Below are 21722 nucleotides of genomic sequence, written 5' to 3'. Positions count from 1 at the left end.
AAAGCAGGCTATCTATCAGGGATGTTACTTTCCTACATCCAAGGCTGATGGCTGTTTTTCATTTAAAACCAAAGCACCGCACGCGGATTGCTATCCTTGTCACGCTTGGCGCTTTCGGGCTGTCGGGGGGATTGTTGCACGCAAACCAGACCACGCCGGATTTGCGCGGGCCTATTCATGTTATTGATGGTGACACCTTCGAGGTCGCAGGAACCAAAGTGCGCTTGCATGTTATCGACGCACCCGAGACAGAGCAGACATGTGAGACCCCTCGCGGAGAGGCATGGGCCTGTGGGGGCTGGATCACCAAAGTGGTGCAAGACCGCTATTCAGGACAGATGGCCAGCTGTGAGGCGCTCGACGTTGACCGTTATGGTCGCACGGTAGCCCGTTGTACGGCGCTGGGTGAGGATGTAGGCGCGTGGCTGGTGCGCGAAGGCATGGCATTTGCCTATGTGAAATATGGCAAGGATTACGCCGAGATCGAGCGCGAGGCGGCGCTTGCCGATCGTGGTCTGCATGCGGTGCGCATGAAGACGCCTGCACAACACCGCGCCGACAAGCGGCGTGTGGTGTCCAAGCCTCGGGCAGATGGCTGCGTGATCAAGGGCAATATCAACGCCAAAGGGGTCCGTATCTATCATGTCCCCGGACAGCGGTATTACGATCTGACCGGAATCAAGGAAAAAGCAGGCGAGCGGTGGTTTTGTTCCGAGGCCGCCGCGCGAGCCGCCGGATGGCGTAAATCGCGCGTCTAATCCACGCGGTAGGGCAATATACCACGGCGGTCGGGGTCGACGGTCAGGTTCCGCTCAAGCGGGGGAACTGAACGCTGGTGACAGTCTTTGCGCGTACAGATCCGGCAGGAAATGCCGATAGGCTCAAACGCCTTGTGGTGGTTCAGGTCCAGCCCGTCCGCATAGACCAGCTGGCCTGCGTGTTGCACCTCGCACCCCAATGCGATAGCGAAACGCCGCACGGGTGCGCCAAAACGCCCTGCGGATTTCGAGATGTCGCAAGCGATAGAGATGTAGCGCATACCATCAGGTGTCTCGGCCAATTGGCGCAGGAACTGGCCCGGTGTCTCAAAGGCGCGGTGCACGTTCCACAGCGGGCAGGCACCACCAAAGCGCGCAAATTGAAGCCGCGTGGCAGAGTGGCGTTTGGTGATTGTGCCTGCCTGATCCACGCGGACAAAAAAGAACGGCACCCCCTTTGCGCCAGGGCGTTGCAGGGTCGAGAGCCGGTGGGCGATTTGTTCGATGGAGGCCCCGAAATGTTGGGCCAGTACTTCAAGATCATGGCGGCAGGCCTCTGCCTGCGCCTGAAAGGCGCGATAGGGCAGCAGGGCAGCTCCGGCGAAATAGTTGGCCAGCCCGATTTTGGCGATGTCGCGGGCGGCTGTCGAATGAAAACGCGCCAGATCCAGCGTGGCTTCGAGCAGGGTGTTGTGCTGGCTTAACGCGACTTGCAGTAGCAGTTGAAAGGTTTGGGTTTCCAACGGCGCGCGGGCCGAGATATGCAGCACACCCTTTGCAGGATCCAGCAACCGCAGGGCGTCCATTTCGCTAAAGGCGACGGTCAGGCCACCGGCGGCCAGCGTGTTTATGGCAAGCGCACGGATATTGGCGGGGGTCTCTGCGCGGTCGGCAAAATGTTCGGCGGCGCGGTCGATGGCATCAATGTAATTGTCGCAATAATGGAAGAAATCGCGCACTTCTTCCCAAGGGCTCGGCGTAGAGCGCGCATCCTCGCGGCCTAATGCTTCATCCAGAGAGGCGAGGCGCTCATGCGCCTGTCGATAACTTTGATGCAGGGCGATGAATGCCCGCGCAAGGCCGGGGGCATTTGACGCGGTGAGCCGGACATCAGCCAAGGGCGGTAGCTCTCCACCGAATAACGGGTCTGACAGGATTTCTTGAATGTCGCCCACCAGGCGTTCGCTGTCGCCCGCGCTCAGCTCGGTCACGTCCATTCCGAATTCGGACGCAAGCGCAAGAACCACCGTGGTCGAGACAGGGCGGTTGTTGTTTTCCATCTGGTTGAGATAGGGCAGGGACACGCCAAGGCGGGCGGCAAACTCTTTTTGCTTCAGGCCAAGCTTGAGCCGCTGTTCGCGCAGCTTGGCACCGGCATAGAGTTTTTGAATGGCCATTGAATGCCCTTTTGCAAATCCTGTTCTGGTTCAGGAATAACTTTGCAAACCCTGTGGCGCAAGTTCGGCGTTAGCTGTCAGCCAGCTGTCGTTCGCGCCACATGACCAGCAGGATAGACGCAAGCCCCAGCAGCGCGCTGATCAGCATCATCCACAGCAGAGGGAAGGCACCTGTGTCGGGGGTCAGCAGTACGCCAACCCATGCGCTTAGCGCGGCACCGCCGCCAATCATGATTGCCCCACCCAGACCAGAGGCGGTGCCGGCAAGATGGGGGCGGACCGATAACATGCCAGCCGTGGCATTGGGGATGCACAACCCGTTGCCCAGCCCGACAAAGGTCATCATGCCAAAGAACGTGAGCGGCGTGCCGAGCCCGGCTTCAAAGATCAACAGTGAGATCAGCCCGCCCGCAGCATTGACGATACATCCCCAAAGCACCATCTGGTTGACGCCAAAGCGGGTGGAATAGCGCCCTGTGATAAAGTTTCCGGCGAAATACCCGACCGCAGGCGCACCAAAGAAAATACCAAGTGTGGCCGGGGTCATGCCAAACACGACCTGTCCGATAAATGGCGCGCCGCCCAAATAGGCAAAAAACGCCCCCGAGCTAAAGCCACATGCCAAGGCATAGCCCCAAAAACGCGGGCTGCGCAGCAATTCGGGGTATTCTGCGAATTGCGCGGTGAGCGATTTGCCGGATGTGCGCGCTGTCTCGCCGAGATCGGCCCAGGTAAGGGCCAGCACACCAGCGCCCAATGCGAACAATCCCCAGAAAATGGCCTGCCAGTTGAACCATGATCCCAACAAACCACCCAAAGCAGGGCTGAGCATAGGCACCACAGCCATGCCCATTGTGACATATCCAATCATCGAAGCGGCCTGATCCTGCGCATACATATCGCGCACCGCCGCACGGCTTAGCACCATCGCGCTTGCGATGGAGGCTTGTGCCATGCGGCAAATCAGGAAGATTTCGATGCTTGGCGCATAGATACAGCCCAATGTCGCAACAAGGAAAATCACCAAGCCCCACAAGATCACGGGCCGCCGGCCAAGTTTGTCTGATAGCGGCCCGACAAAGATCTGCAGCGTAGCCGAAAAGGCGAGGTAGATCGCAACCGACAACTGCATCACGGCGTATTCGGTGTTAAAATGCGTGGCCATTGCCGGTAGAGACGGCAAGAACATATTCATCACACTGGCCGACATACCGGCCAGAAGGATCAATGTTGCAATGTGGGGCGGTGATCTGCGGTCGCCAAGTTTGACTGGGCGGAGATCTTCTCGGATTTGCTGCATTTGCGGGACCGTAGGTGGGCACCGAAAGAATGTCGAGAGGAGGGCCGTGACGAAATCAATAAGACTGCACGCTTGCCTGATGATCGTGCAGCCGCGCCCTGCGCCCCGAGCAAGCCCTTGTTAATATTGCGTGAGATAGTCGGCAGAGACATAGCCGCTGATTTGCGGTGCAGCTGAAAGAGACACGCGGCACCACCGTTGGCCGATCTCGGTCACGCATTCGTGGCGATTAAGGGAGGTCCCGTCGGGCAGGCCGAGGATAACGTTGAAGTTGAGGCTTGGACCTGCGCGCAGTTTAAGCAATTCGTCCGCGCCTGCACCCGTCACTGTCGTATGATCGGAGACAAGAGTATTGCAGCCGGAGGCAAGCAGGAGGGCGAGGAGGGCTGGAAATGTGCTGCGGCGCATGGCGGACCTTGTTCAATTTCGGATCAGGAGCAGGCATCACACGGACGCCTGCGGCTTTATCGGCTTCGCGGCGGTGTGGCGCAATCCGGAATGTGGTGCCGCCCCTTTCGATGCTGAATGTTCGCTCGTTTCCGGCGTATCTTTGCCAATGCCCGTGCGGGGATGGGGGCGGATCCTTCAGGCAGGGTGAGATCGGGGTTATTTGCTGGTTTGCATTTTGCTGATGGTGCCTTGGATATTATTTGCAAATTTGCCAAATGACTCTTTGTCTCTTTCAGGGGCTGGGCTACAAGTGGTGGATAACCTAGCCCGAGGAGCCATCCATGAAAGATATCCTGCAACAGCTTGATGACCGCCGCGCGGATGCGCAGCTTGGTGGTGGGCAAAAGCGCATTGATGCCCAGCATGGCCGCGGCAAACTGACAGCACGCGAGCGGGTGCATCTGTTGCTGGATGAGGGGTCGTTCGAGGAATTCGACATGTTTGTGACCCACCGCTGCACCGACTTCGGGATGGAGCAGCAAAAGCCGGCAGGTGACGGCGTGGTCACGGGGTGGGGCACTATCAACGGCCGTCTGGTTTATGTGTTTTCACAGGATTTTACCGTGCTTGGCGGTTCTGTATCCGAAACACACGCAAAGAAGATTTGCAAAATTATGGATATGGCCGTGCAGAACGGCGCACCTGTGATCGGCATTAACGACTCTGGCGGTGCGCGTATTCAGGAGGGCGTGGACAGCCTTGCAGGGTACGGCGAAATTTTTCAGCGCAATATCGAAGCCTCTGGCGTGATCCCGCAGATCAGCGTGATCATGGGGCCGTGCGCCGGTGGGGCGGTTTATTCGCCTGCGATGACCGACTTTATCTTTATGGTCAAAGATACCTCTTACATGTTTGTGACAGGTCCTGACGTGGTCAAGACCGTAACCAATGAGCAGGTCACCGCCGAGGAGCTGGGCGGGGCTGCGACCCACACCAAGAAATCCTCAGTTGTGGATGGGGCTTTTGAGAATGACGTAGAGGCTTTGGCAGAGGTTCGCCGTCTGGTGGATTTCCTGCCTGCCAATAACCGTGAAAAGCCGCCCGTGCGCCCCTTCTTTGATGAGCCGGAGCGCATCGAGGCCTCGCTGGATACATTGGTGCCTGAAAGCGCCAATACGCCCTATGACATGAAGGAATTGATCCTCAAACTGGGGGATGAGGGGGATTTCTACGAAATTCAGGAAGATTTCGCGAAAAACATCATCACCGGTTTTGTGCGGATCGAAGGCCGTACCGTTGGCGTTGTCGCAAACCAGCCGATGGTGCTGGCGGGGTGTCTGGATATCGACTCGTCGCGCAAGGGTGCGCGGTTTGTGCGGTTCTGCGATGCGTTTGAGATTCCGATCCTGACGTTGGTGGATGTGCCCGGCTTCCTGCCCGGCACGGCGCAGGAATACGGCGGTGTGATTAAACACGGGGCCAAGCTGTTGTTTGCCTATGGTGAGGCAACCGTGCCGATGGTCACCGTGATCACGCGCAAAGCCTATGGCGGGGCTTATGACGTGATGGCGTCCAAGCATCTGCGTTCGGATTTCAACTATGCCTGGCCTACTGCCGAGATTGCCGTGATGGGTGCAAAAGGCGCGACCGAGATCATCCACCGCGCTGATTTGAACGATCCTGAAAAGATCGCTCAGCACGCAGCGGATTACGAAGACCGCTTTGCCAACCCCTTTGTCGCCGCCGAGCGCGGTTTTATTGACGAGGTGATCCAGCCGCGCACCACGCGCAAACGTATTGCCCGCGCTTTTGCCAGCCTGCGCAATAAAAAGACCACGCGCCCGTGGAAAAAACACGACAATATCCCTCTGTAAGATGCAGGATGATCCCGTACATAGCTCTGCATCGGGCGGGCCGCTGTTTCACATGATCGCAGGGGGGCCACGGCCTGTGGCTCCTTTCTCCCATGCGGTTGAAACCGATGGCTGGGTGATCCTCACCGGTCAGATGCCAACAGATCCGGCCGCCCCTGACGCGCGCTTGCCTGAAGGGGTAGAGGCGCAGACGCGGCGGGTGATGGAGAACCTTGCATTGGTGTTGGCGGGCGTCGGGCTTGATCTGTCCCATGTGGTGCAATGCCGGGCCTACCTGACCGCGTTCGAGCGTGACTATGCTGCGTTCAATGAAACCTACCAAAGCTTTTTCCCGGCAGATCGCCGTCCTGCGCGCACAACTGTCGGCGTGACGGCTCTTGCCGTGGGGGCCTTGGTCGAGATCGATTGTATCGCGAGGCGACCCACATGATGCTCCGCCAGATGCCACTGCTGTTTGCCCTTTTGGCTGGTGCGACCTCTGCTGGGGCGGTTGAAGTGCCATCAGGCCAGCAGGCCGAACTGCATGAGGTTTTGATCGACGCGCAAGCGGGGGGAACCTACCTGCGGTTCCGATTCCTGACACCCCAGATCGGGACAGGGGCGCAGCAATTTGATTTCGAGCTTGCGGGCGTGGATATGATGCATCTATGCGAGGCTGTAGCCTTGCCCTATATGGCCGAACACGGCCTCTCAGGCGACAAAATCGTTATCTCATTTATGGAGCGCATCACCGAGTTCGGGCAACCGGATCCCGATGTGATCCAATATTTTGAGTCCTTCCGTCCCCAAAACGGGACCTGCATGTGGGATGAATTCTAATGCACACACAATATCTTGCGGATCACTACTCATGTGACCGCCTATCTGCGGCTAATGCGTCACAGAATTTTTCCGTGGATTTATCCACATATCCAGAACCGGCTTCGTTGGATAATATGGCGACGGACGACACAGGTGTGTCGTCTGCATTCATTGCGGGAAACATGGCAGGTTTTACAAAACCGTCCCGTACAACAAGTGTTAGGAGATACAGATGTCGAAGAACATCAAACTTATGGCAACACTCGGCCTTATGGTCGTGGTCGCCGCTTGTGCGCGTGAGCAGCAGGTCGAAGAATTCGTCGTGGTTGATCAAGAGCCCATCAGCCAAGAGCCAGTTTACACCGGCAAATACAAGTAAACGACAGACAGGGTGGGCGTGCGCGCCCATCCTGACCCCAAGCACGACAAAGCCCTCAATCGCGGAGGGCGCAGCATGGCACTAGATTACATGCTCAAACACCGCGGATTTCCAGGGCGCCTGCCTGGAACCGATTTCCAATTTACCCTGCGCCGCGCCAATCCCAAGGGGGCCACCCCTTTGACCGCCCGTGAGCGCCGTTCGGACCGCCGTGCACCTGATCGCCGTGCGGATGAGGCGTTCTTTACCGCGTTATGGGAGCATTTCGGCACTGAACCGTTTGAGCGGGGTAATCTGGATGCGGGTCGCCTTGCATGGTTTTTCGAACGTGAGATCATTCCGGCGACCGATCCGTTTGATCCTGCCGATTACGAGGCGATGCTGGTCATTGATTTGCACGCCGCCCGAAAGACCTTTCCCAAGATCGTGGGGGAGGAGTAGGCGTGAAATTGCGCAATACCTTTAAGAACAAGCAAGGCTTGGCCGACAAAACGCCCCGTGAGGCTGTTGGCTTTTCTTGTGCCGAAATGTGGTCCAGCGTGACCACAGCGGCGCGTTCTTTGTTATTGCCGCCTTTACACCACACCCTTTCTGCTGACGGGCAACGGGCATGTCCCTTTGATCTGTTGTCCGTCATTTTTTCGGTTCCTCGGACAATTATTGGGCAGGTTGTGGAACAATTTGCGCTGTCATGTGTTGTGGCAGTGAATGTTACAATTAAGGGCAAACTCTCATGGCTATCTATAAAATCGGTCTCGCACTTACTTTCGCAGCTGGACTTTCGGCTTGCGGTGACAACGTTGGCGAACAGGCATTGGGCGGCGGCGCAGTCGGCGCTGGTGCTGCGGCCATTACCGGTGGGAGCCTGCTCACAGGGGCTGCAATCGGTGCAGGTGCCAACGTGGCTGCCTGCCAAGCCGAGATTGTCGACTGTAAATAACGCGACCATCCCTCCAAACGTGACGACATCGCTCCGCAGGCCTTTGGCCCGCGGAGTTTTTTGTGTCTCACCCTACTTTTCTCTTCCACATAAGGGCCCTGTATATGTTCAATAAGATCCTGATCGCCAACCGGGGCGAGATTGCCTGCCGCGTCATCAAGACAGCGCGCAAAATGGGCATTCAGACCGTTGCCATTTACTCGGATGCGGACAAGCAGGCGTTGCATGTTCAGATGGCGGATGAGGCCGTGCATATCGGCCCGCCACCGGCCAACCAGTCCTATATCGTCATTGATAAGGTCATGGATGCGGTGAAAGCGTCCGGCGCGGAGGCGGTGCATCCGGGGTATGGATTTTTGTCCGAAAACTCCAAATTTGCCGAAGCTCTTAGCGCGCAAGGCGTGGCGTTTGTCGGCCCGCCTGTTGGCGCAATTGAAAAGATGGGGGACAAGATCACCTCAAAGAAAATTGCCAAGGAAGCCGGGGTGAACACTGTTCCGGGCTATATGGGCCTGATCGAAGACGCGGATGAGGCGGTGAAAATCTCCAATGAAGTCGGCTATCCGGTGATGCTCAAGGCGTCTGCGGGCGGCGGCGGCAAGGGCATGCGCATCGCGTGGAACGACGAGGAAGCGCGCGAGGGCTTCCAATCCTCCAAGAACGAGGCGGCCAATTCCTTTGGAGATGACCGCATTTTCATTGAAAAATTCGTGACCCAGCCGCGGCATATCGAAATTCAGGTGCTTTGCGATGCCCACGGCAATGGCATCTACCTCAACGAGCGGGAATGCTCGATCCAGCGCCGCAACCAGAAAGTAGTCGAGGAAGCGCCAAGCCCCTTCCTTGATGAAGCGACCCGCAAGGCAATGGGGGAACAATCTGTCGCATTGGCCCAAGCCGTTGGCTATACCAGCGCGGGCACGGTCGAATTCATCGTGGACGGCGACAAGAATTTCTATTTCCTCGAGATGAACACGCGGCTTCAGGTGGAACACCCTGTGACCGAGCTGATTACCGGTGTTGATCTGGTTGAGCAGATGATCCGTGTGGCCAATGGAGAGGCGCTGACGATCAAGCAAGAAGACGTGCAGATCAACGGTTGGGCCATTGAAAACCGTTTGTATGCCGAAGATCCATATCGCGGCTTCCTGCCCTCAATTGGTCGTTTGACCCGTTACCGTCCACCGGCCGAGATTGCCGCAGGGCTGCTGCTTGAGAACGGCAAATGGCAAGGGGATGCTCCCACAGGTGAGACCGCTGTGCGCAATGACACAGGCGTTTATGAAGGTGGCGAAATCTCGATGTATTACGACCCGATGATTGCCAAGCTTTGCACATGGGCTCCCACGCGCGCCGAGGCGATCGAGCGGATGCGCGTCGCATTGGACAGTTTCGAAGTCGAGGGGATTGGCCACAACCTCCCCTTCCTGAGCGCTGTAATGGATCACCCCAAGTTCGTGTCGGGTGATATGACAACAGCCTTCATCGAAGAAGAATATCCCAACGGGTTTGCGGGCGTCACTTTGCCCGAAGGCGAGCTCAAGCGCATCGCCGCTGCCACTGCCGCCATGCACCGCGTCGCCGAAATCCGCCGCGCGCGGGTATCCGGCCGGATGGACAACCACGAGCGCAAGGTAGGCAGCGAATGGAACGTGGCGCTGCAAGACCACAGCTTTGACGTGACGATTGCCGCCGATACCGACGGTGCCTCTGTCACCTTTGAGGGCGGAGAGACACTGCGCGTTGTGGGGGATTGGACGCCGGGGGATCAGCTTGCCACGATGTCTGTGGAAGGCGCGCCGCTGGTGCTTAAGGTCGGCAAAATCTCTGGCGGCTTTCGTATCCGCACCCGGGGTGCCGAGATGAAAGTGCATGTGCGCACCCCGCTTCAGGCCGAAATGGCCCGCAAAATGCCCGTAAAGGTTGCCCCCGATACCTCCAAACTTTTGCTTTGTCCGATGCCGGGTCTGGTTGTGAAACTGGACGTAGAGGTTGGCGACGAGGTGCAGGAAGGTCAGGCATTGTGCACCATCGAGGCGATGAAAATGGAAAACATCCTGCGCGCCGAAAAGAAAGGCACAGTGAGCAAGATCAACGCAAGCGCAGGGGATAGCCTTGCGGTGGACGAAGTGATCATGGAGTTCGAGTGAAACGTGGCAATCCCTGACTATCAGACCCTAATGAAACCTGTTTTGCGATCCGCCATAGCGGGGGAGCGCAAGATTTCGGATGTGGTCGAAGAGTTGGATCAGCTCTTCTCTCTGACAGAGAGTGAGCGGGCAGAGCTTTTACCAAGCGGTAAGCAGACAAGATTTGCCAATCGGGTGCACTGGGCGCGTAGTTACTTGAAGCAGGCGGGCCTGCTTCGGAATACGCGGAGGGGCTATTTCGAAATTACAGCGAAAGGTGCCGAGGTTTTAACCGAAGATCCTGACCCGCTCAACGCGGCTTACTTAACCAAATTCGCGTCATTTCAAGACTTCCAGGCCCGCGGGGCAGAGACAAAGAGCGCAGCGCCCTTGCTTACTTCCCAAGAGGGCACACCTGATGAGGTGCTTAACGCAGCTTATAATGAAATTAAATCTGCCTTGGCTGAAGAGCTTTTGTCGAAATTGCGCGAAAGCGATCCGGCATTCTTTGAAGACATCATCGTTCGGTTGCTCATTAAAATGGGCTACGGCTATGACGCGACAGCAGGGCGGGTTATCGGTCAATCTGGGGATGATGGTGTTGACGGAGTCATTAACCTAGACCAGCTCGGGGTTGACCAAGTGTATGTTCAGGCCAAGCGCTACGCGCAGCAAAATGTCATCGGGTCAGGTGCCTTGCGCGACTTTTATGGTGCGCTGGGTATGAAAGACGTGACTAAAGGTATCTTTGTGACCACGTCCACGTTTTCGTCCAGTGCACGTCAGACAGCTGAAAAGCTAGGTGCACGAATTGTTTTGGTTGATGGAGCACAGCTTGCCCGGCTGATGATTAACCATGAAGTAGGCTGCCGCGTAAAACGCACCTACACGATTGCAGAGCTCGATGAGAGCTTTTTCGAATGAGACGGGTTGGGTCCCATTGTCATTTTCTTTCAGCGGCTCACTTGGCCTCGCGGATTTCACGTTGCCGCATGGGCATTTTGTCTATGCTTCGGGTGATTTCGCGCACGTCCCATGGGAAGGGTTTGCGCAGTTTTACACCGCCATCTTTCCCGACAAGTGTCAGCATAAAGCCACGCGGCCGCAGTTTTTGGCGGATGTCACTGCGTGCGGCGGGATCCGTGTCAACGATGACGACGACATCACGCGCGACCAGATCATCTGCATGGCGCTCAATCAGCTCCATCTGTTCGATAAAGGCAGGGTCATCCGCGCTTTCTGCCAGAACGATGACGGGTCTTTTTGTCCACTTAAATTCGCTCAAATCTGTATCAACTGCTTGGCGGATGAAGCCTTGCAGCGCGGGTGGGGCGACCGCCTGCGCCTGCGCAATAGTGGAAAATAGTCCAACGAAAACAGCACTCAAGATAGATTTCATAATCACTCCCTCTGTAGGTAATATAGAGCCTGTCTCAGCAATTGCGACGCTATATACCGCCATTTTTACCGTTAAGCCCACCGCAAGGGGTTTTGCCGCATGACTGCTGCAGTTTCCCTGACGCGGCTGCCTCTGGCGGCCCTTTGGCACAAAGGCATTGATCGGTTTATGGATATCATTCTTCACGTGGGTGCGCATCGCACCGGTTCGACCAGCTTTCAGCATTATTTGCGCCGCAATCGAGGGCAGCTTTGCGCTGATGGCACGGCCCTTTGGGAGCCGCATATGCTGCGTAAAGGGATGATGGACGGATTGTTCGCCAAGCCCCGCATGCTCAACGGGCGCAACCTGCAACGCCGCGCAATGGGGCGGGTGCGGATGCATGCGGCACAGGCCAAACGTGCGGGTGCGGAACGCTTACTGGTGAGCGAAGAGAATATGATTGGCGCGCCGCGCGCGTGTTTGCGTGCGGCCACGCTTTACCCCGCCATCGGGGAGCGGATGGCGCGGCTGGATGCTGCCTTTGAGGGGGGCATTACGCGGGTGGTGATGAGCATACGGGCGCTTGACCTGTGGTGGTCTTCTGTGGCGGCCTATGGGGTCGGCCGTGGGCATGCGGTGCCCGAGGTCGGGCGTCTTGATGCCATTGCGGGTGCGCCGCGTAGCTGGCGTGATGTGATCACTGATCTGTCCTGCGCATTGCCGAAGACCGAGATCATTGTCCTCCCGTTTGAGCAATTCGCAGGGCAGGCCGACAAAATGCTGGCACAGGCCACCATGCGTCCGGCCCCCCATGACCACGCGCAAAGCTGGCTCAACCGCTCGCCGGATGTGGTGATGCTGCGTGACCGCATGGCCGAGAATGGCGTGCCTTTGGCCGAGCTGCCGCCCCATCTTGCCGAGGGCGAGGGGCGGTGGAACCCGTTCACGCCAGAGCAGGCGGCCCGTCTGCGCGAGGCTTACGCCGATGACTTGATGTGGCTGACCGCTGGCGCGGATGGCCTTGCGACACTGACACAGGACCCTTCCCGCACAAGAGCAGGCACAAGCTTGCCGGCGGGATCACTGATACAAGGACAGCCCGATGACCAAAAACTCAACCCCCGCATCCAAGGACGATTGGCGCAAACTGGCTGAAGCAGAGCTGCGCGGTCGTCCGCTTGACGATCTGACATGGAAGACACTTGAGGGGCTGGATGTTGCCCCGCTTTATACTGCCGAAGATCTGGCAGATGTTGATCATCTGGGGGGCATCCCGGGCCAAGCCCCCTATACCCGTGGCGTGAAGGCCACCATGTATGCAGGCCGTCCTTGGACCATCCGACAATATGCGGGTTTCTCTACAGCCGAGGAATCAAATGCCTTCTACCGTCGGGCCTTGGCCGCGGGTCAGCAGGGTGTCTCGGTCGCCTTTGATCTGGCCACGCACCGGGGCTATGACAGTGACCACCCTCGTGTAGAGGGCGACGTTGGCAAGGCCGGCGTGGCGATTGATAGCGTGGAGGATATGAAAATCCTCTTTGACGGTATCCCTTTAGATAAAGTTTCTGTCTCAATGACCATGAATGGCGCGGTGATCCCGATCCTTGCCAGTTTCATCGTCGCCGGCGAAGAGCAAGGGCACAGCCGCGCGGTGCTCTCGGGGACGATCCAGAACGATATTCTCAAAGAATTTATGGTGCGCAACACCTATATCTATCCGCCTGAGCCCTCGATGCGGATCATTGCGGATATCATTGAATACACAGCCAATGAGATGCCGAAATTCAACTCGATCTCGATCTCGGGCTACCACATGCAAGAAGCGGGTGCGAACCTTGTGCAGGAGCTGGCCTTCACGCTTGCGGATGGGCGCGAATATGTGCGCACGGCGATTGCTGCGGGTATGGATGTGGATAAATTTGCGCCGCGCCTGTCTTTCTTCTTTTGCATCGGCATGAATTTTTTCATGGAAGCGGCCAAATTGCGCGCCGCGCGGCTGCTGTGGTCGCGCATCATGGCCGAGTTCGAGCCCAAGAATCCCAAATCAAGCATGCTGCGCACCCATTGCCAGACCTCTGGTGTGAGCCTGCAAGAGCAAGACCCGTACAATAACGTCATCCGCACGGCCTATGAGGCGATGTCGGCGGTTTTGGGCGGGACGCAAAGCTTGCACACCAACGCGCTGGATGAAGCGATTGCCTTGCCGACCGAGAACTCCAGCCGGATCGCGCGTAATACACAGTTGATCCTCCAAGAAGAGACCGGCGTGACCAATGTGGTCGATCCGCTGGCGGGCTCTTACTACGTCGAGAAACTGACCCATGATATGGCCGAAGCGGCGTGGAAGTTGATCGAGGAAGTCGAAGAAATGGGCGGTATGACCAAGGCTGTGGCCTCTGGCATGCCGAAACTGCGGATCGAGGAAGCTGCGGCTCAGCGGCAGGCGGGGCAGGATCGTGGCACTGATGTGATTGTCGGCGTGAACAAATATCGCCGCGAGACAGAGGACGCCATCGACATCTTGGATGTAGACAATCTGGCTGTGCGCGACAGTCAGATCAAGCGTTTGCAAGCCATCCGCAGCAGCCGCGACGAGGCTGCTTGCAAGGCCGCACTTGACGAGCTGTCGCGCCGTGCAGAGGAGGGCGGCAACCTGCTGGAGGCTGCTGTCGAGGCGGCCCGCGCACGTGCTACTGTGGGAGAAATAAGCATGGCCATGGAAGAGAAATTCGGCCGCCATCGCGCCGAAGTGAAGACGTTGGCAGGGGTGTATGGTGCGGCCTATGAGGGCGATGAGGGCTTTGCCGAAATCCAGAAATCGGTAGAGGATTTTGCCGAGGTCGAAGGCCGCCGCCCGCGCATGTTGGTGGTCAAGATGGGGCAAGACGGCCATGATCGCGGTGCCAAGGTGATCGCCACGGCATTTGCCGATATCGGCTTTGATGTGGATGTCGGCCCCCTGTTCCAGACCCCTGCAGAGGCGGCACAAGATGCGGTAGACAATGATGTGCATGTCATCGGCATCAGCTCTCAGGCGGCGGGTCATAAAACGCTGGCCCCGCAATTGGTTCAGGCGCTCAAAGAGGCAGGGGCCGAGGATATTCTGGTCATCTGTGGCGGGGTGATCCCACAGCAGGATTACGAGTTCCTCTATGATGCCGGCGTCAAGGCGATCTTTGGCCCGGGTACAAACATCCCCGAGGCGGCGCAGGATATCCTTAAACTGATCCGGGCTGCCCGCGCATGATTACCTTTGATCACATCGCGGTCGCGGGGGAGACATTGGCGGATGCTACCGCGCATGTTGAGGGCGCGCTTGGCGTGCCGCTGCAACAGGGTGGGGAACATGATATCTTCCACACCCACAATACGCTGCTGGGGCTGGAGGATGGCCTGTATCTTGAGGCGATTGCGATTAACCCCGCCGCGCCAATACCTACGCGCCCGCGCTGGTTTGATTTGGACAACTTTACGGGGGCGCCGCGGCTGACGAATTGGGTGTGTCGTTGTGATGATCTGGATGCCACGCTGGCCAAGTTGCCGACAGGGTTTGGCACGCCGTTTGACATTCAACGCGGTGATCTGCGTTGGCGGATGGCGGTGCCGGACAGCGGCTTATTGCCCTACGATAATTGCGCACCTGCATTGATCCAATGGGTCGGAGATGCGCATCCCGCTCCGAGGTTGGCACAGCAAGGATGCAAGCTGACATCGCTGGATGTGCGCCATCCTCAGGGTCCTGCATTAGGGGCGATGCTGGCAGCTGTGTTGCTCGATGCGCGCATCACCTTTTCCACCGGCCCTAAGCGGCTACAGGCAAAATTTGCCACAGCTGCTGGGCCCAAAACCCTATGCTGATCCGGCCTGCGCGATCCAGTGATCTGCCTGCTGTGCAGGATATGTGGAATGCGATGATCCGCGACACCACCGCGACCTTCACAACCTTGCTCAAGACCCCGCCCGAGATGGTGGCCTTGTTGGAAGGGCGTCCGGAGGCGTTTCTGGTGGCAGAAATCGAAGGCACCTGCGCGGGTTTCATCACTTGGGGCGCTTTTCGCAGCGGGCCGGGCTATGCCCATACGGCCGAGCATAGCATCATCACCGCACAGCAGGGGCGCGGCATCGGGCGTGCATTGCTACAGGCGGCGTTGGACCGCGCACGCGCGCAGGGCATCCATGTGATGGTCGCGGGCATCGGCAGCGAAAATGCATCTGCTGTCGCGTTTCACACCCGTTTGGGGTTTGCAAAATCAGGCCAGTTGCCACAGGTAGGATACAAAGCAGGGCGATGGCATGACCTAATCTTGATGAGCAAGATTATCGGCAGACCCTGACAAGGCAGGCAAGGCGCGTTAGGATACCTCCATGTCAATCTGGACACGAATTTCCGAGGCGCTTTCCGCTCTTAGGGCGGGTGAGGGGCTCACTGCGGTTTTTGACCGCCTGCGCAGCGCACCCGAAAGCTCGGTTGCGTTTACCATTGCGGTGATTGCATTGGGGGCCAAGATGGCCAAGGCGGACGGGCAGGTGACCCGGGATGAGGTCATGGCCTTCCGCCAGGTGTTCCGCATAGGAGATGATGAAGCCAAGGGAGCGGCCAGAGTGTTCAACCTGGCGCGTACGGATGTCGCCGGATTTGATGATTACGCGCGCCGGATCAGAGGCATGTTTGGCGAAGGCGATCCGATCCTGCTTGATCTGATGGAGGGGTTGTTTCACATTGCCATGGCGGATGGTGTCTATCACCCCAATGAAAACGCCTTTCTTGAGGAAGTGGCGGGTATTTTCGCTCTTCATGAAGGTGAATTCGAAGCTCTGCGTGCGCGGTTCGTGCCCAATACCTCGCCCTTGCCGCATACTGTGCTGGGGATACCGGCCAATGCCACCCAAGAGCAGGCGCGCGCCGCGTGGCGCAAGCTGGTGCGGGCCAACCACCCTGATGCGCTCATGGCGCGTGGTCTGCCGATAGAGGCAGTCAAGATGGCTGAAAAACGCATGATCGACATTAACCGCGCGTGGGAGACGATATCGGGCAAGACCGCCTGATGCGTATTGTCACCTATAACGTCGAATGGTTTGCAAACCTGTTTGATCGCGATGACCGGCTGCATGATGATGATGGGTGGTCGGGGCGCCGCGATGTGACCCGCGCCCAGCAAACGGCAGCTTTAGGCGCTGTGTTTCAGGCTCTTGATGCGGATGCGATCATGGTGATTGAGGCACCTGATACCGGCGCGAAACACGATACGGTCAAGGCATTGGAGCATTTTGCCGCGCGGTTTGATCTGCGTGCAAGGCGCGCCGTTACGGGGTTTGCTAATAATACGCAGCAGGAAATCGCGCTTTTGTATGATCCGGATGTGCTGAGTGCTGCGCATGACCCGCAAGGAGCGGCGACAGGTCCAGACGGAGCCACCGGCGCGCCGCGTTTTGATGGGGTGTTGCAGATTGATCTGGATGTCGATGCAACACGCGACAAGGTCGTGTTTTCCAAACCGCCACTCGAATTGGCGGTACGCGCGGCATCCGGCTTTGAATTCCGCATGATCGGCGCGCATCTGAAATCCAAAGCCCCGCATGGTGCCCGTGACGATGCCCATGCCATGCAAATTTCGATTGCGAACCGCCGCAAACAACTTGCGCAGGCGATCTGGCTACGGGCCCGGGTGGACGCGCATCTTGAGGCCGGCACGCCAGTCATGGTGATGGGCGATCTCAATGATGGTCCGGGCCTTGATGTTTTCGAAGACCTCTTTGGACGCTCGTCGGTCGAGGTCGTGTTGGGGGCGCAGGGGCCGCATCCGCTATATGATCCCCATGCCGCACGGGCACTGTCCCAGCGACTGGGGGCGATGCCGACGACATCGCGGTTCTGGATCAGGGACGAACAGCGCTTTTTGCAGGCCTTGCTGGATTACATCATGGTGTGTCCCGCATTACGTAGCCGCAACCCGCGGTGGCGTATCTGGCATCCGCTGGATGATCCGGCTTGCTGGAGCGATCACAAGCTGCGCGATGCGCTGGTCACCGCATCAGACCATTTTCCTGTTTCGGTGGATATTGACCTATAGGATTTGGAAAGCCGGCGCTTTGCCCTTATGTTGAGGGCATGAGGAAACGTTTTATTGCCCCGCTGATTATTGCCCTGCTTGGCGCGCCTGCCCTTGCAGAGGAAGAGCCGCCCACGCTGATGGAGCAGGGGGCGCAGATGTTTCTTGAGGGGTTGATGGAACAAATGGCCCCCGCGCTGGATGATCTGGCCGAGCTTCTTGAGGATGCGGGCCCCGCCTTGCAAAGTTTTATGACCGAGATGGGACCAAAGCTGCGCGATGTATTCGACCGCGTTGAAGACTGGAGCGTTTATGAGGCACCAGAAGTAATGGAAAACGGCGATATCATCATCCGGCGCAAACCGGACGCACCAGAGCTGCCGCCGTTTGAACCTGCGCCGCAGATCGAGCTTTAGCGTTTTGCGATTTTTACGTTTGCTTGCGCGTCCAGCGCCTTGGCCAAGGAATTGAACCGCGCCTCGGCGACCTCGCCAAACAGCGGTATCATTTCGCGACCCAGATGCAGATGAAGCTCTTTCTTCTTGGGGAACCACCGAAGCTCGCCCAATTCGGACACTTTATCCATCCATAGCATTGCACCGAACCGCATCGCCTTACCCAGAATTTCGGCCTCGCTGCGGGTTTTGGCATCGACCATATTGATCAGGTCGTCAAAACGCGCATTTTCACCCTTGCTGGAATAACGGTTCATCAAGGCAAGCCCCACGAATATCCGTTCCGCGTGTTTTAGACCGCCCAGATTGGCGCGGGTTGCGTTGTCAAAACAGACTTCGGCACGGTAGTCGGGGTGGGCACGCCAGCTGACGTCATGCAGCAGGCACGCCGCCTTGATCAGGCGTAGGCGTGGAGCAGGGGCGGATTTATAGAGGGGCAGGATGAAGTTATACAACATCTTGCCAAAACCGGGGCTGCGGGCATCTTTTGCTTCGGCAAAGCGGCAGGCTTCGATCAGCGGATCACGGTCGCGCAGGCGCTGGGGCATTTGTTCATACAGCATGCCTTCGCGGATGCCATAAGACGAGATGGCAATGTCTTTGGGCCGGAAGGTTTTGATCAGGCGGCTCAGGACTTCACAGGCGAACGGAACAAGGGCAGCGCGGGTCGAGGATACACCCGCACGTACGCGCAATTCCTCCATATCCGAATTTGAAATAAATTTGATTGTGTCACGCACCGAGGCGCGGGTCATGCGGTATTCATGCAGCACATGCAGCGGGTATCCGCGACGGATCATATCAATGCGCGCGATAGCCCGCCATGAGCCGCCGACCAGAAACATCCGGTCACGTTGGCTTCCCATTTTTTCGGCAAGCGCGGCGATGATCTCTTTGATATGGGCATTACGGGCCTTTGCACCGCCTTTGATATCGCGCAGCTTCAAGGGCCCGAGATTGGAGGTAACGCGATTGCCAACCCGCCCGCCGGAAATCTCGGCCAGCTCCATCGAGGAGCCACCAATGTCACAGACCAGACCAAATGCACCCGGCCAGCCAAGCAGCACACCTTGGGCAGAAAGCCGCGCCTCTTCTTCGCCGTCGATTACCCAGATCTTGATACCTGTTTCGGCTTCGACCTCGGTGCAAAAATCGCGCCCGTCCGTGGCGTCCCGCACAGCGGCGGTTGCAACCGCAGTCAATTCCGACAGGCCCATGCCTTCGGCAAGTTTGGCGAAGCGGCGCATGGCGGAAAGGGCGCGCAGGCGTCCTTCGGGGGACAGATGGCCGGTATCGGCCATGCCAGCCCCCAGCGCACACATGATTTTTTCGTTGTAGAAATAGGCAGGGCTGCGCGCAGCACCGTCAAAAACCACCATACGGACCGAGTTGGACCCGACGTCCACCACGCCCACACGGCGCAAGGCACGTGCACCGGGGTCCTGAAATAGCGGTTTTCCGAACAGACCCAGATCGGCAACGCCGGTCTCTGGAACGGGAGGGGTCGTGATGGGATCAGCCATGCGCGCTCCAGTGGTGTCAGCGGGAAGTGCCGGTAAATTGGCCCATCCCACCGCCCGCGTCAATTGATATCGCAAGCGGGGCGGGGCTGCTTGTCGTAAGGGCAGGTGGCTTGGGTCAGTCTTCGGTGTGGGTCAGCTTGGGCACATCCGAGGCACCGGCCGAGCCGCGGCCAGACAGCGATGGGTTCTCCATAAAGAAGCGATGGCAACTGAAGGCAAATTGCCCTTCGGGCAGGGGCGGGCGTGTGAATTTACCGTCAGGGGCCATGACCCAACTTTGCGCGATATCCGCAAGGTTCGCTGCCATGATCTGACTGGTGATCTGGGCTTTTACGGTGGGGTTTTCGATCTCGACCAATGTTTCGACACGCCGGTTTAGATTACGCCCCATCCAATCCGCAGATGAGATAAACACACGCGCTTTCTTGTGGGGCAGGCCGTGTCCGTTGCCGAAGCATACGATGCGGCTGTGCTCAAGGAAGCGGCCAACAATGGATTTAACGCGGATATTTTCGGACAGACCTTTGATCCCGGGCCGTAGACCACAGATGCCGCGGATCACAAGGCTGATTTTCACACCCGCGTTCGAGGCGGCATAAAGCGCGTCGATGACTTCGGCGTCCACAAGGCTGTTCATCTTGGCCCAGATTTCTGCAGGCTTGCCCGCCTTTGCATGGCTGGCCTCGGCGGCAATCATTTTCAGAAGGCTCGGTTTGAGCGTGATTGGAGAGATTGCCAGATTGTCCAGATGCGCAGGCTGGGCATAGCCCGATAGGAAATTGAACACCTTGGTGGCATCGCGCCCCAGTTTCTGGTCACAGGTGAACAGGGATAAATCGGTGTAAACCCGCGCCGTAATGGGGTGATAATTGCCCGTGCCATAGTGGGTATAGGTCACCAGTTGGTCGCCTTCGCGGCGCACCACGGTCGAGATTTTTGCGTGAGTTTTTAAATCAATAAAGCCGTAAACCACATGCGCGCCTGCACGCTCAAGCCGGCGGCTTTGACGGATGTTCGCAGCTTCATCAAAACGGGCTTTCAGCTCGACCAGTGCGGTGACGGATTTGCCTTCCTCGGCGGCCTCGCACAGGGCTTCGACGATCGGGCTGTCGCGCGATGTGCGGTAGAGTGTCTGTTTGATTGCCACGACTTGCGGGTCATGGGCAGCTTGCTGCAGGAAACGCACGACCATATCGAACGTCTCGTAAGGATGGTGCAACAGCATGTCCTTGGACCGGATCGCCTTGAACATGTCGCCATCATGGTCGGTGACCCGTTCGGGAATGCGCGGTGTGAACTGTGGCCACAGCAGGTCAGGCCGGTCATCCACCACCAGTTGGGACAGGTCATCAACCCCGATCAACCCGTCAATTTCAATTACGTCCTGCAACTTGGCCCCCAGTTCGGCCATGATGGTGTCGAGCAATTCGGCAGGCGCCCCTGCTGAATGGGTCATACGGACCACTTCGCCACGCTTGCGCCGCTTGAGTGCCACCTCAAACTCGCGCACTAGATCTTCGGCTTCGTCCTCGACCTCGAGATCGCTGTCGCGCAGGACGCGGAATTCAAAATGGGCCTTGAGCTTGTAACCCGGAAACAGATCAGGAATTTTCAGGACCAACAGCTCTTCAAGCGGCAAGAAACGGTGCGAACCTTCAGGTGCCGGCAGGGAGACAAATCGGTCAATCTGGGCGGGGATCGGTAGCAGTGCCTGAAGCGCCTTTTTATCACGGGTCCGCTCAAGCTGGAGCGCCAGTGCAAAGCCGTTGTTGGGCAGGAAGGGGAAGGGATGCGCAGGATCAATGGCCAGGGGCGACAGGACGGCGAAGACCTGATTGAGAAATATCTCGTCAAGGGCGGCAATATCGGCTTCGCTTAGGTCATCAAGCCGTTCAAGCATGATGTTGGCCTCGTCCATCTCGGCAAGCAGATCCACCAGAACCGATTGCTGGTGGAGCATCAGTTCGCGCGCATCGCGATTGATCAGAACCAATTGTTCGGCAGGGGTCAGCCCATCGGCGGCGGGGGTTGTGTTGCCCACCTGAGCCAGCTCGCGCAGGCCGGCGACGCGGACGGAGTAGAATTCATCAAGGTTGTCGGCGGAAATCGACAGGAACCTCAGCCGCTCAAGCAGCGGCACGCGGGGGTTCTGGGATTCTTCGACCACACGCCAGTTGAAGCCAAGCCAGCTTAGTTCACGGTTCTGGAAACGGCCGGGGCCGGACAGGTCCAGATCGGCCAGATCAACAGGAGGGTCATAAGGCGCGGTGAGAAAATCAGCATCAGACATAGGCGTGCTTATCCTGCATAAGTGTAACAAAATTGCGAAGGGAAGCGGTAGGTTA

22 protein-coding genes are annotated in these 21722 nt (G+C 57.9%); 16 read left to right on the top strand and 6 right to left on the bottom strand.

Annotated features, from left to right (window positions below; translation table 11 throughout):
* Positions 1-47: 47 nt before the first annotated feature.
* Entirely contained in the window at positions 48-758 is a 711-nt protein-coding gene (locus ABJM03_RS05580) for a thermonuclease family protein (RefSeq protein WP_348416196.1), read from the top strand.
* Here the strand turns inward: ABJM03_RS05580 and ABJM03_RS05575 are convergent.
* From ABJM03_RS05575 to ABJM03_RS05565, 3 genes are all read right to left on the bottom strand, one after another.
* Complete coding sequence (locus tag ABJM03_RS05575; protein WP_348416194.1) at positions 755-2155, bottom strand: short-chain fatty acyl-CoA regulator family protein; 1401 nt, start codon at positions 2153-2155, stop codon at positions 755-757. The two genes, ABJM03_RS05580 and ABJM03_RS05575, sit on opposite strands and share 4 nt — an antisense overlap.
* A gap of 70 nt (positions 2156-2225) precedes the next feature.
* Positions 2226-3455 carry a multidrug effflux MFS transporter gene (locus ABJM03_RS05570; protein WP_348416192.1) on the bottom strand — a complete coding sequence of 410 codons (1230 nt, stop codon included), beginning with the start codon at positions 3453-3455 and terminating at the stop codon, positions 2226-2228.
* A 120-nt stretch (positions 3456-3575) separates the two neighbouring features.
* Positions 3576-3863, bottom strand: coding sequence for an SH3 domain-containing protein (locus tag ABJM03_RS05565; RefSeq protein WP_348416190.1), 288 nt, complete (start codon positions 3861-3863; stop codon positions 3576-3578).
* Between the two features lie 323 nt (positions 3864-4186).
* Here ABJM03_RS05565 and ABJM03_RS05560 point away from each other — a divergent pair, with 323 nt between their 5' ends.
* From ABJM03_RS05560 to ABJM03_RS05525, 8 genes are all read left to right on the top strand, one after another.
* Entirely contained in the window at positions 4187-5719 is a 1533-nt protein-coding gene (locus ABJM03_RS05560) for an acyl-CoA carboxylase subunit beta (RefSeq protein WP_348416188.1), read from the top strand.
* A gap of 1 nt (position 5720) precedes the next feature.
* On the top strand, positions 5721-6149 hold the full coding sequence (locus ABJM03_RS05555) for a RidA family protein (RefSeq protein ID WP_348416186.1): 429 nt from the start codon (positions 5721-5723) through the stop codon (positions 6147-6149).
* Positions 6146-6538: a DUF6497 family protein gene (locus ABJM03_RS05550; protein WP_348416184.1), complete on the top strand. Its 393-nt coding sequence runs from the start codon at positions 6146-6148 to the stop codon at positions 6536-6538. The genes ABJM03_RS05555 and ABJM03_RS05550 overlap by 4 nt, the downstream gene beginning before the upstream one ends.
* Positions 6539-6752: 214 nt before the next feature.
* Entirely contained in the window at positions 6753-6899 is a 147-nt protein-coding gene (locus ABJM03_RS05545; RefSeq protein ID WP_348416182.1) for a hypothetical protein, read from the top strand.
* 90 nt (positions 6900-6989) lie between these two features.
* The gene (locus tag ABJM03_RS05540) at positions 6990-7340 is read left to right on the top strand and encodes a hypothetical protein (RefSeq protein WP_348416623.1); all 351 of its coding nucleotides are present in this window, start codon (positions 6990-6992) and stop codon (positions 7338-7340) included.
* Positions 7341-7632: 292 nt separating this feature from the next.
* Complete coding sequence (locus ABJM03_RS05535) at positions 7633-7839, top strand: hypothetical protein (RefSeq protein ID WP_348416180.1); 207 nt, start codon at positions 7633-7635, stop codon at positions 7837-7839.
* 104 nt (positions 7840-7943) lie between these two features.
* The gene (locus tag ABJM03_RS05530) at positions 7944-9989 is read left to right on the top strand and encodes an acetyl/propionyl/methylcrotonyl-CoA carboxylase subunit alpha (RefSeq protein ID WP_348416178.1); all 2046 of its coding nucleotides are present in this window, start codon (positions 7944-7946) and stop codon (positions 9987-9989) included.
* A 3-nt stretch (positions 9990-9992) separates the two neighbouring features.
* Complete coding sequence (locus ABJM03_RS05525) at positions 9993-10892, top strand: restriction endonuclease (RefSeq protein WP_348416176.1); 900 nt, start codon at positions 9993-9995, stop codon at positions 10890-10892.
* Between the two features lie 37 nt (positions 10893-10929).
* On the opposite strand, the gene ABJM03_RS05520 is transcribed toward ABJM03_RS05525, so the two are convergent.
* Complete coding sequence (locus ABJM03_RS05520; RefSeq protein WP_348416174.1) at positions 10930-11367, bottom strand: DUF4174 domain-containing protein; 438 nt, start codon at positions 11365-11367, stop codon at positions 10930-10932.
* Positions 11368-11466: 99 nt separating this feature from the next.
* On the opposite strand from ABJM03_RS05520, the gene ABJM03_RS05515 reads away from it, so the two are divergent.
* From ABJM03_RS05515 to ABJM03_RS05485, 7 genes are read left to right on the top strand one after another with little or no spacing between them, the layout of a single operon-like run.
* A complete protein-coding gene (locus tag ABJM03_RS05515; protein ID WP_348416172.1) occupies positions 11467-12504 on the top strand; it encodes a hypothetical protein in 1038 nt (345 codons plus the stop codon).
* Positions 12452-14596: a methylmalonyl-CoA mutase gene (scpA, locus tag ABJM03_RS05510; protein WP_348416170.1), complete on the top strand. Its 2145-nt coding sequence runs from the start codon at positions 12452-12454 to the stop codon at positions 14594-14596. Before ABJM03_RS05515 ends, scpA begins: the two co-directional genes overlap by 53 nt.
* Positions 14593-15207 (top strand): VOC family protein, encoded by a 615-nt coding sequence (locus ABJM03_RS05505; RefSeq protein WP_348416168.1) that lies wholly within the window; start codon positions 14593-14595, stop codon positions 15205-15207. Before scpA ends, ABJM03_RS05505 begins: the two co-directional genes overlap by 4 nt.
* Positions 15201-15683, top strand: a complete 483-nt coding sequence (locus tag ABJM03_RS05500) for an N-acetyltransferase family protein (protein WP_348416166.1) — start codon at positions 15201-15203, stop codon at positions 15681-15683. Before ABJM03_RS05505 ends, ABJM03_RS05500 begins: the two co-directional genes overlap by 7 nt.
* A gap of 31 nt (positions 15684-15714) precedes the next feature.
* Positions 15715-16395 carry a molecular chaperone DjiA gene (locus tag ABJM03_RS05495; RefSeq protein WP_348416165.1) on the top strand — a complete coding sequence of 227 codons (681 nt, stop codon included), beginning with the start codon at positions 15715-15717 and terminating at the stop codon, positions 16393-16395.
* Entirely contained in the window at positions 16395-17420 is a 1026-nt protein-coding gene (locus ABJM03_RS05490; protein WP_348416163.1) for an endonuclease/exonuclease/phosphatase family protein, read from the top strand. The genes ABJM03_RS05495 and ABJM03_RS05490 overlap by 1 nt, the downstream gene beginning before the upstream one ends.
* 38 nt (positions 17421-17458) lie before the next feature.
* A complete protein-coding gene (locus tag ABJM03_RS05485; RefSeq protein WP_348416162.1) occupies positions 17459-17815 on the top strand; it encodes a hypothetical protein in 357 nt (118 codons plus the stop codon).
* Here the strand turns inward: ABJM03_RS05485 and ABJM03_RS05480 are convergent.
* Positions 17812-19377, bottom strand: coding sequence for a Ppx/GppA family phosphatase (locus tag ABJM03_RS05480; protein ID WP_348416160.1), 1566 nt, complete (start codon positions 19375-19377; stop codon positions 17812-17814). The genes ABJM03_RS05485 and ABJM03_RS05480 overlap by 4 nt on opposite strands.
* 115 nt (positions 19378-19492) lie before the next feature.
* On the bottom strand, positions 19493-21667 hold the full coding sequence (locus ABJM03_RS05475) for an RNA degradosome polyphosphate kinase (protein WP_348416158.1): 2175 nt from the start codon (positions 21665-21667) through the stop codon (positions 19493-19495).
* Positions 21668-21722: the final 55 nt, after the last annotated feature.

This window comes from Sulfitobacter sp. (assembly GCF_039977885.1).
Classification (GTDB): Bacteria; Pseudomonadota; Alphaproteobacteria; order Rhodobacterales; family Rhodobacteraceae; genus Sulfitobacter.
Note: the sequence above shows the minus strand (reverse complement) of the source record. Positions and strands in the feature narration are given on the sequence as shown.

What these genes read in the sequence shown, in the direction of transcription:
- ABJM03_RS05580 (WP_348416196.1), top strand. Translation starts at nt 48, where the DNA reads ATGGCTGTTTTTCATTTAAAACCAAAGCACCGCACGCGGATTGCTATC.
- ABJM03_RS05575 (WP_348416194.1), bottom strand. Translation starts at nt 2,155, where the DNA reads ATGGCCATTCAAAAACTCTATGCCGGTGCCAAGCTGCGCGAACAGCGG.
- ABJM03_RS05570 (WP_348416192.1), bottom strand. Translation starts at nt 3,455, where the DNA reads ATGCAGCAAATCCGAGAAGATCTCCGCCCAGTCAAACTTGGCGACCGC.
- ABJM03_RS05565 (WP_348416190.1), bottom strand. Translation starts at nt 3,863, where the DNA reads ATGCGCCGCAGCACATTTCCAGCCCTCCTCGCCCTCCTGCTTGCCTCC.
- ABJM03_RS05560 (WP_348416188.1), top strand. Translation starts at nt 4,187, where the DNA reads ATGAAAGATATCCTGCAACAGCTTGATGACCGCCGCGCGGATGCGCAG.
- ABJM03_RS05555 (WP_348416186.1), top strand. Translation starts at nt 5,721, where the DNA reads ATGCAGGATGATCCCGTACATAGCTCTGCATCGGGCGGGCCGCTGTTT.
- ABJM03_RS05550 (WP_348416184.1), top strand. Translation starts at nt 6,146, where the DNA reads ATGATGCTCCGCCAGATGCCACTGCTGTTTGCCCTTTTGGCTGGTGCG.
- ABJM03_RS05545 (WP_348416182.1), top strand. Translation starts at nt 6,753, where the DNA reads ATGTCGAAGAACATCAAACTTATGGCAACACTCGGCCTTATGGTCGTG.
- ABJM03_RS05540 (WP_348416623.1), top strand. Translation starts at nt 6,990, where the DNA reads ATGCTCAAACACCGCGGATTTCCAGGGCGCCTGCCTGGAACCGATTTC.
- ABJM03_RS05535 (WP_348416180.1), top strand. Translation starts at nt 7,633, where the DNA reads ATGGCTATCTATAAAATCGGTCTCGCACTTACTTTCGCAGCTGGACTT.
- ABJM03_RS05530 (WP_348416178.1), top strand. Translation starts at nt 7,944, where the DNA reads ATGTTCAATAAGATCCTGATCGCCAACCGGGGCGAGATTGCCTGCCGC.
- ABJM03_RS05520 (WP_348416174.1), bottom strand. Translation starts at nt 11,367, where the DNA reads ATGAAATCTATCTTGAGTGCTGTTTTCGTTGGACTATTTTCCACTATT.
- ABJM03_RS05515 (WP_348416172.1), top strand. Translation starts at nt 11,467, where the DNA reads ATGACTGCTGCAGTTTCCCTGACGCGGCTGCCTCTGGCGGCCCTTTGG.
- scpA (WP_348416170.1), top strand. Translation starts at nt 12,452, where the DNA reads ATGACCAAAAACTCAACCCCCGCATCCAAGGACGATTGGCGCAAACTG.
- ABJM03_RS05505 (WP_348416168.1), top strand. Translation starts at nt 14,593, where the DNA reads ATGATTACCTTTGATCACATCGCGGTCGCGGGGGAGACATTGGCGGAT.
- ABJM03_RS05500 (WP_348416166.1), top strand. Translation starts at nt 15,201, where the DNA reads ATGCTGATCCGGCCTGCGCGATCCAGTGATCTGCCTGCTGTGCAGGAT.
- ABJM03_RS05495 (WP_348416165.1), top strand. Translation starts at nt 15,715, where the DNA reads ATGTCAATCTGGACACGAATTTCCGAGGCGCTTTCCGCTCTTAGGGCG.
- ABJM03_RS05490 (WP_348416163.1), top strand. Translation starts at nt 16,395, where the DNA reads ATGCGTATTGTCACCTATAACGTCGAATGGTTTGCAAACCTGTTTGAT.
- ABJM03_RS05485 (WP_348416162.1), top strand. Translation starts at nt 17,459, where the DNA reads ATGAGGAAACGTTTTATTGCCCCGCTGATTATTGCCCTGCTTGGCGCG.
- ABJM03_RS05480 (WP_348416160.1), bottom strand. Translation starts at nt 19,377, where the DNA reads ATGGCTGATCCCATCACGACCCCTCCCGTTCCAGAGACCGGCGTTGCC.
- ABJM03_RS05475 (WP_348416158.1), bottom strand. Translation starts at nt 21,667, where the DNA reads ATGTCTGATGCTGATTTTCTCACCGCGCCTTATGACCCTCCTGTTGAT.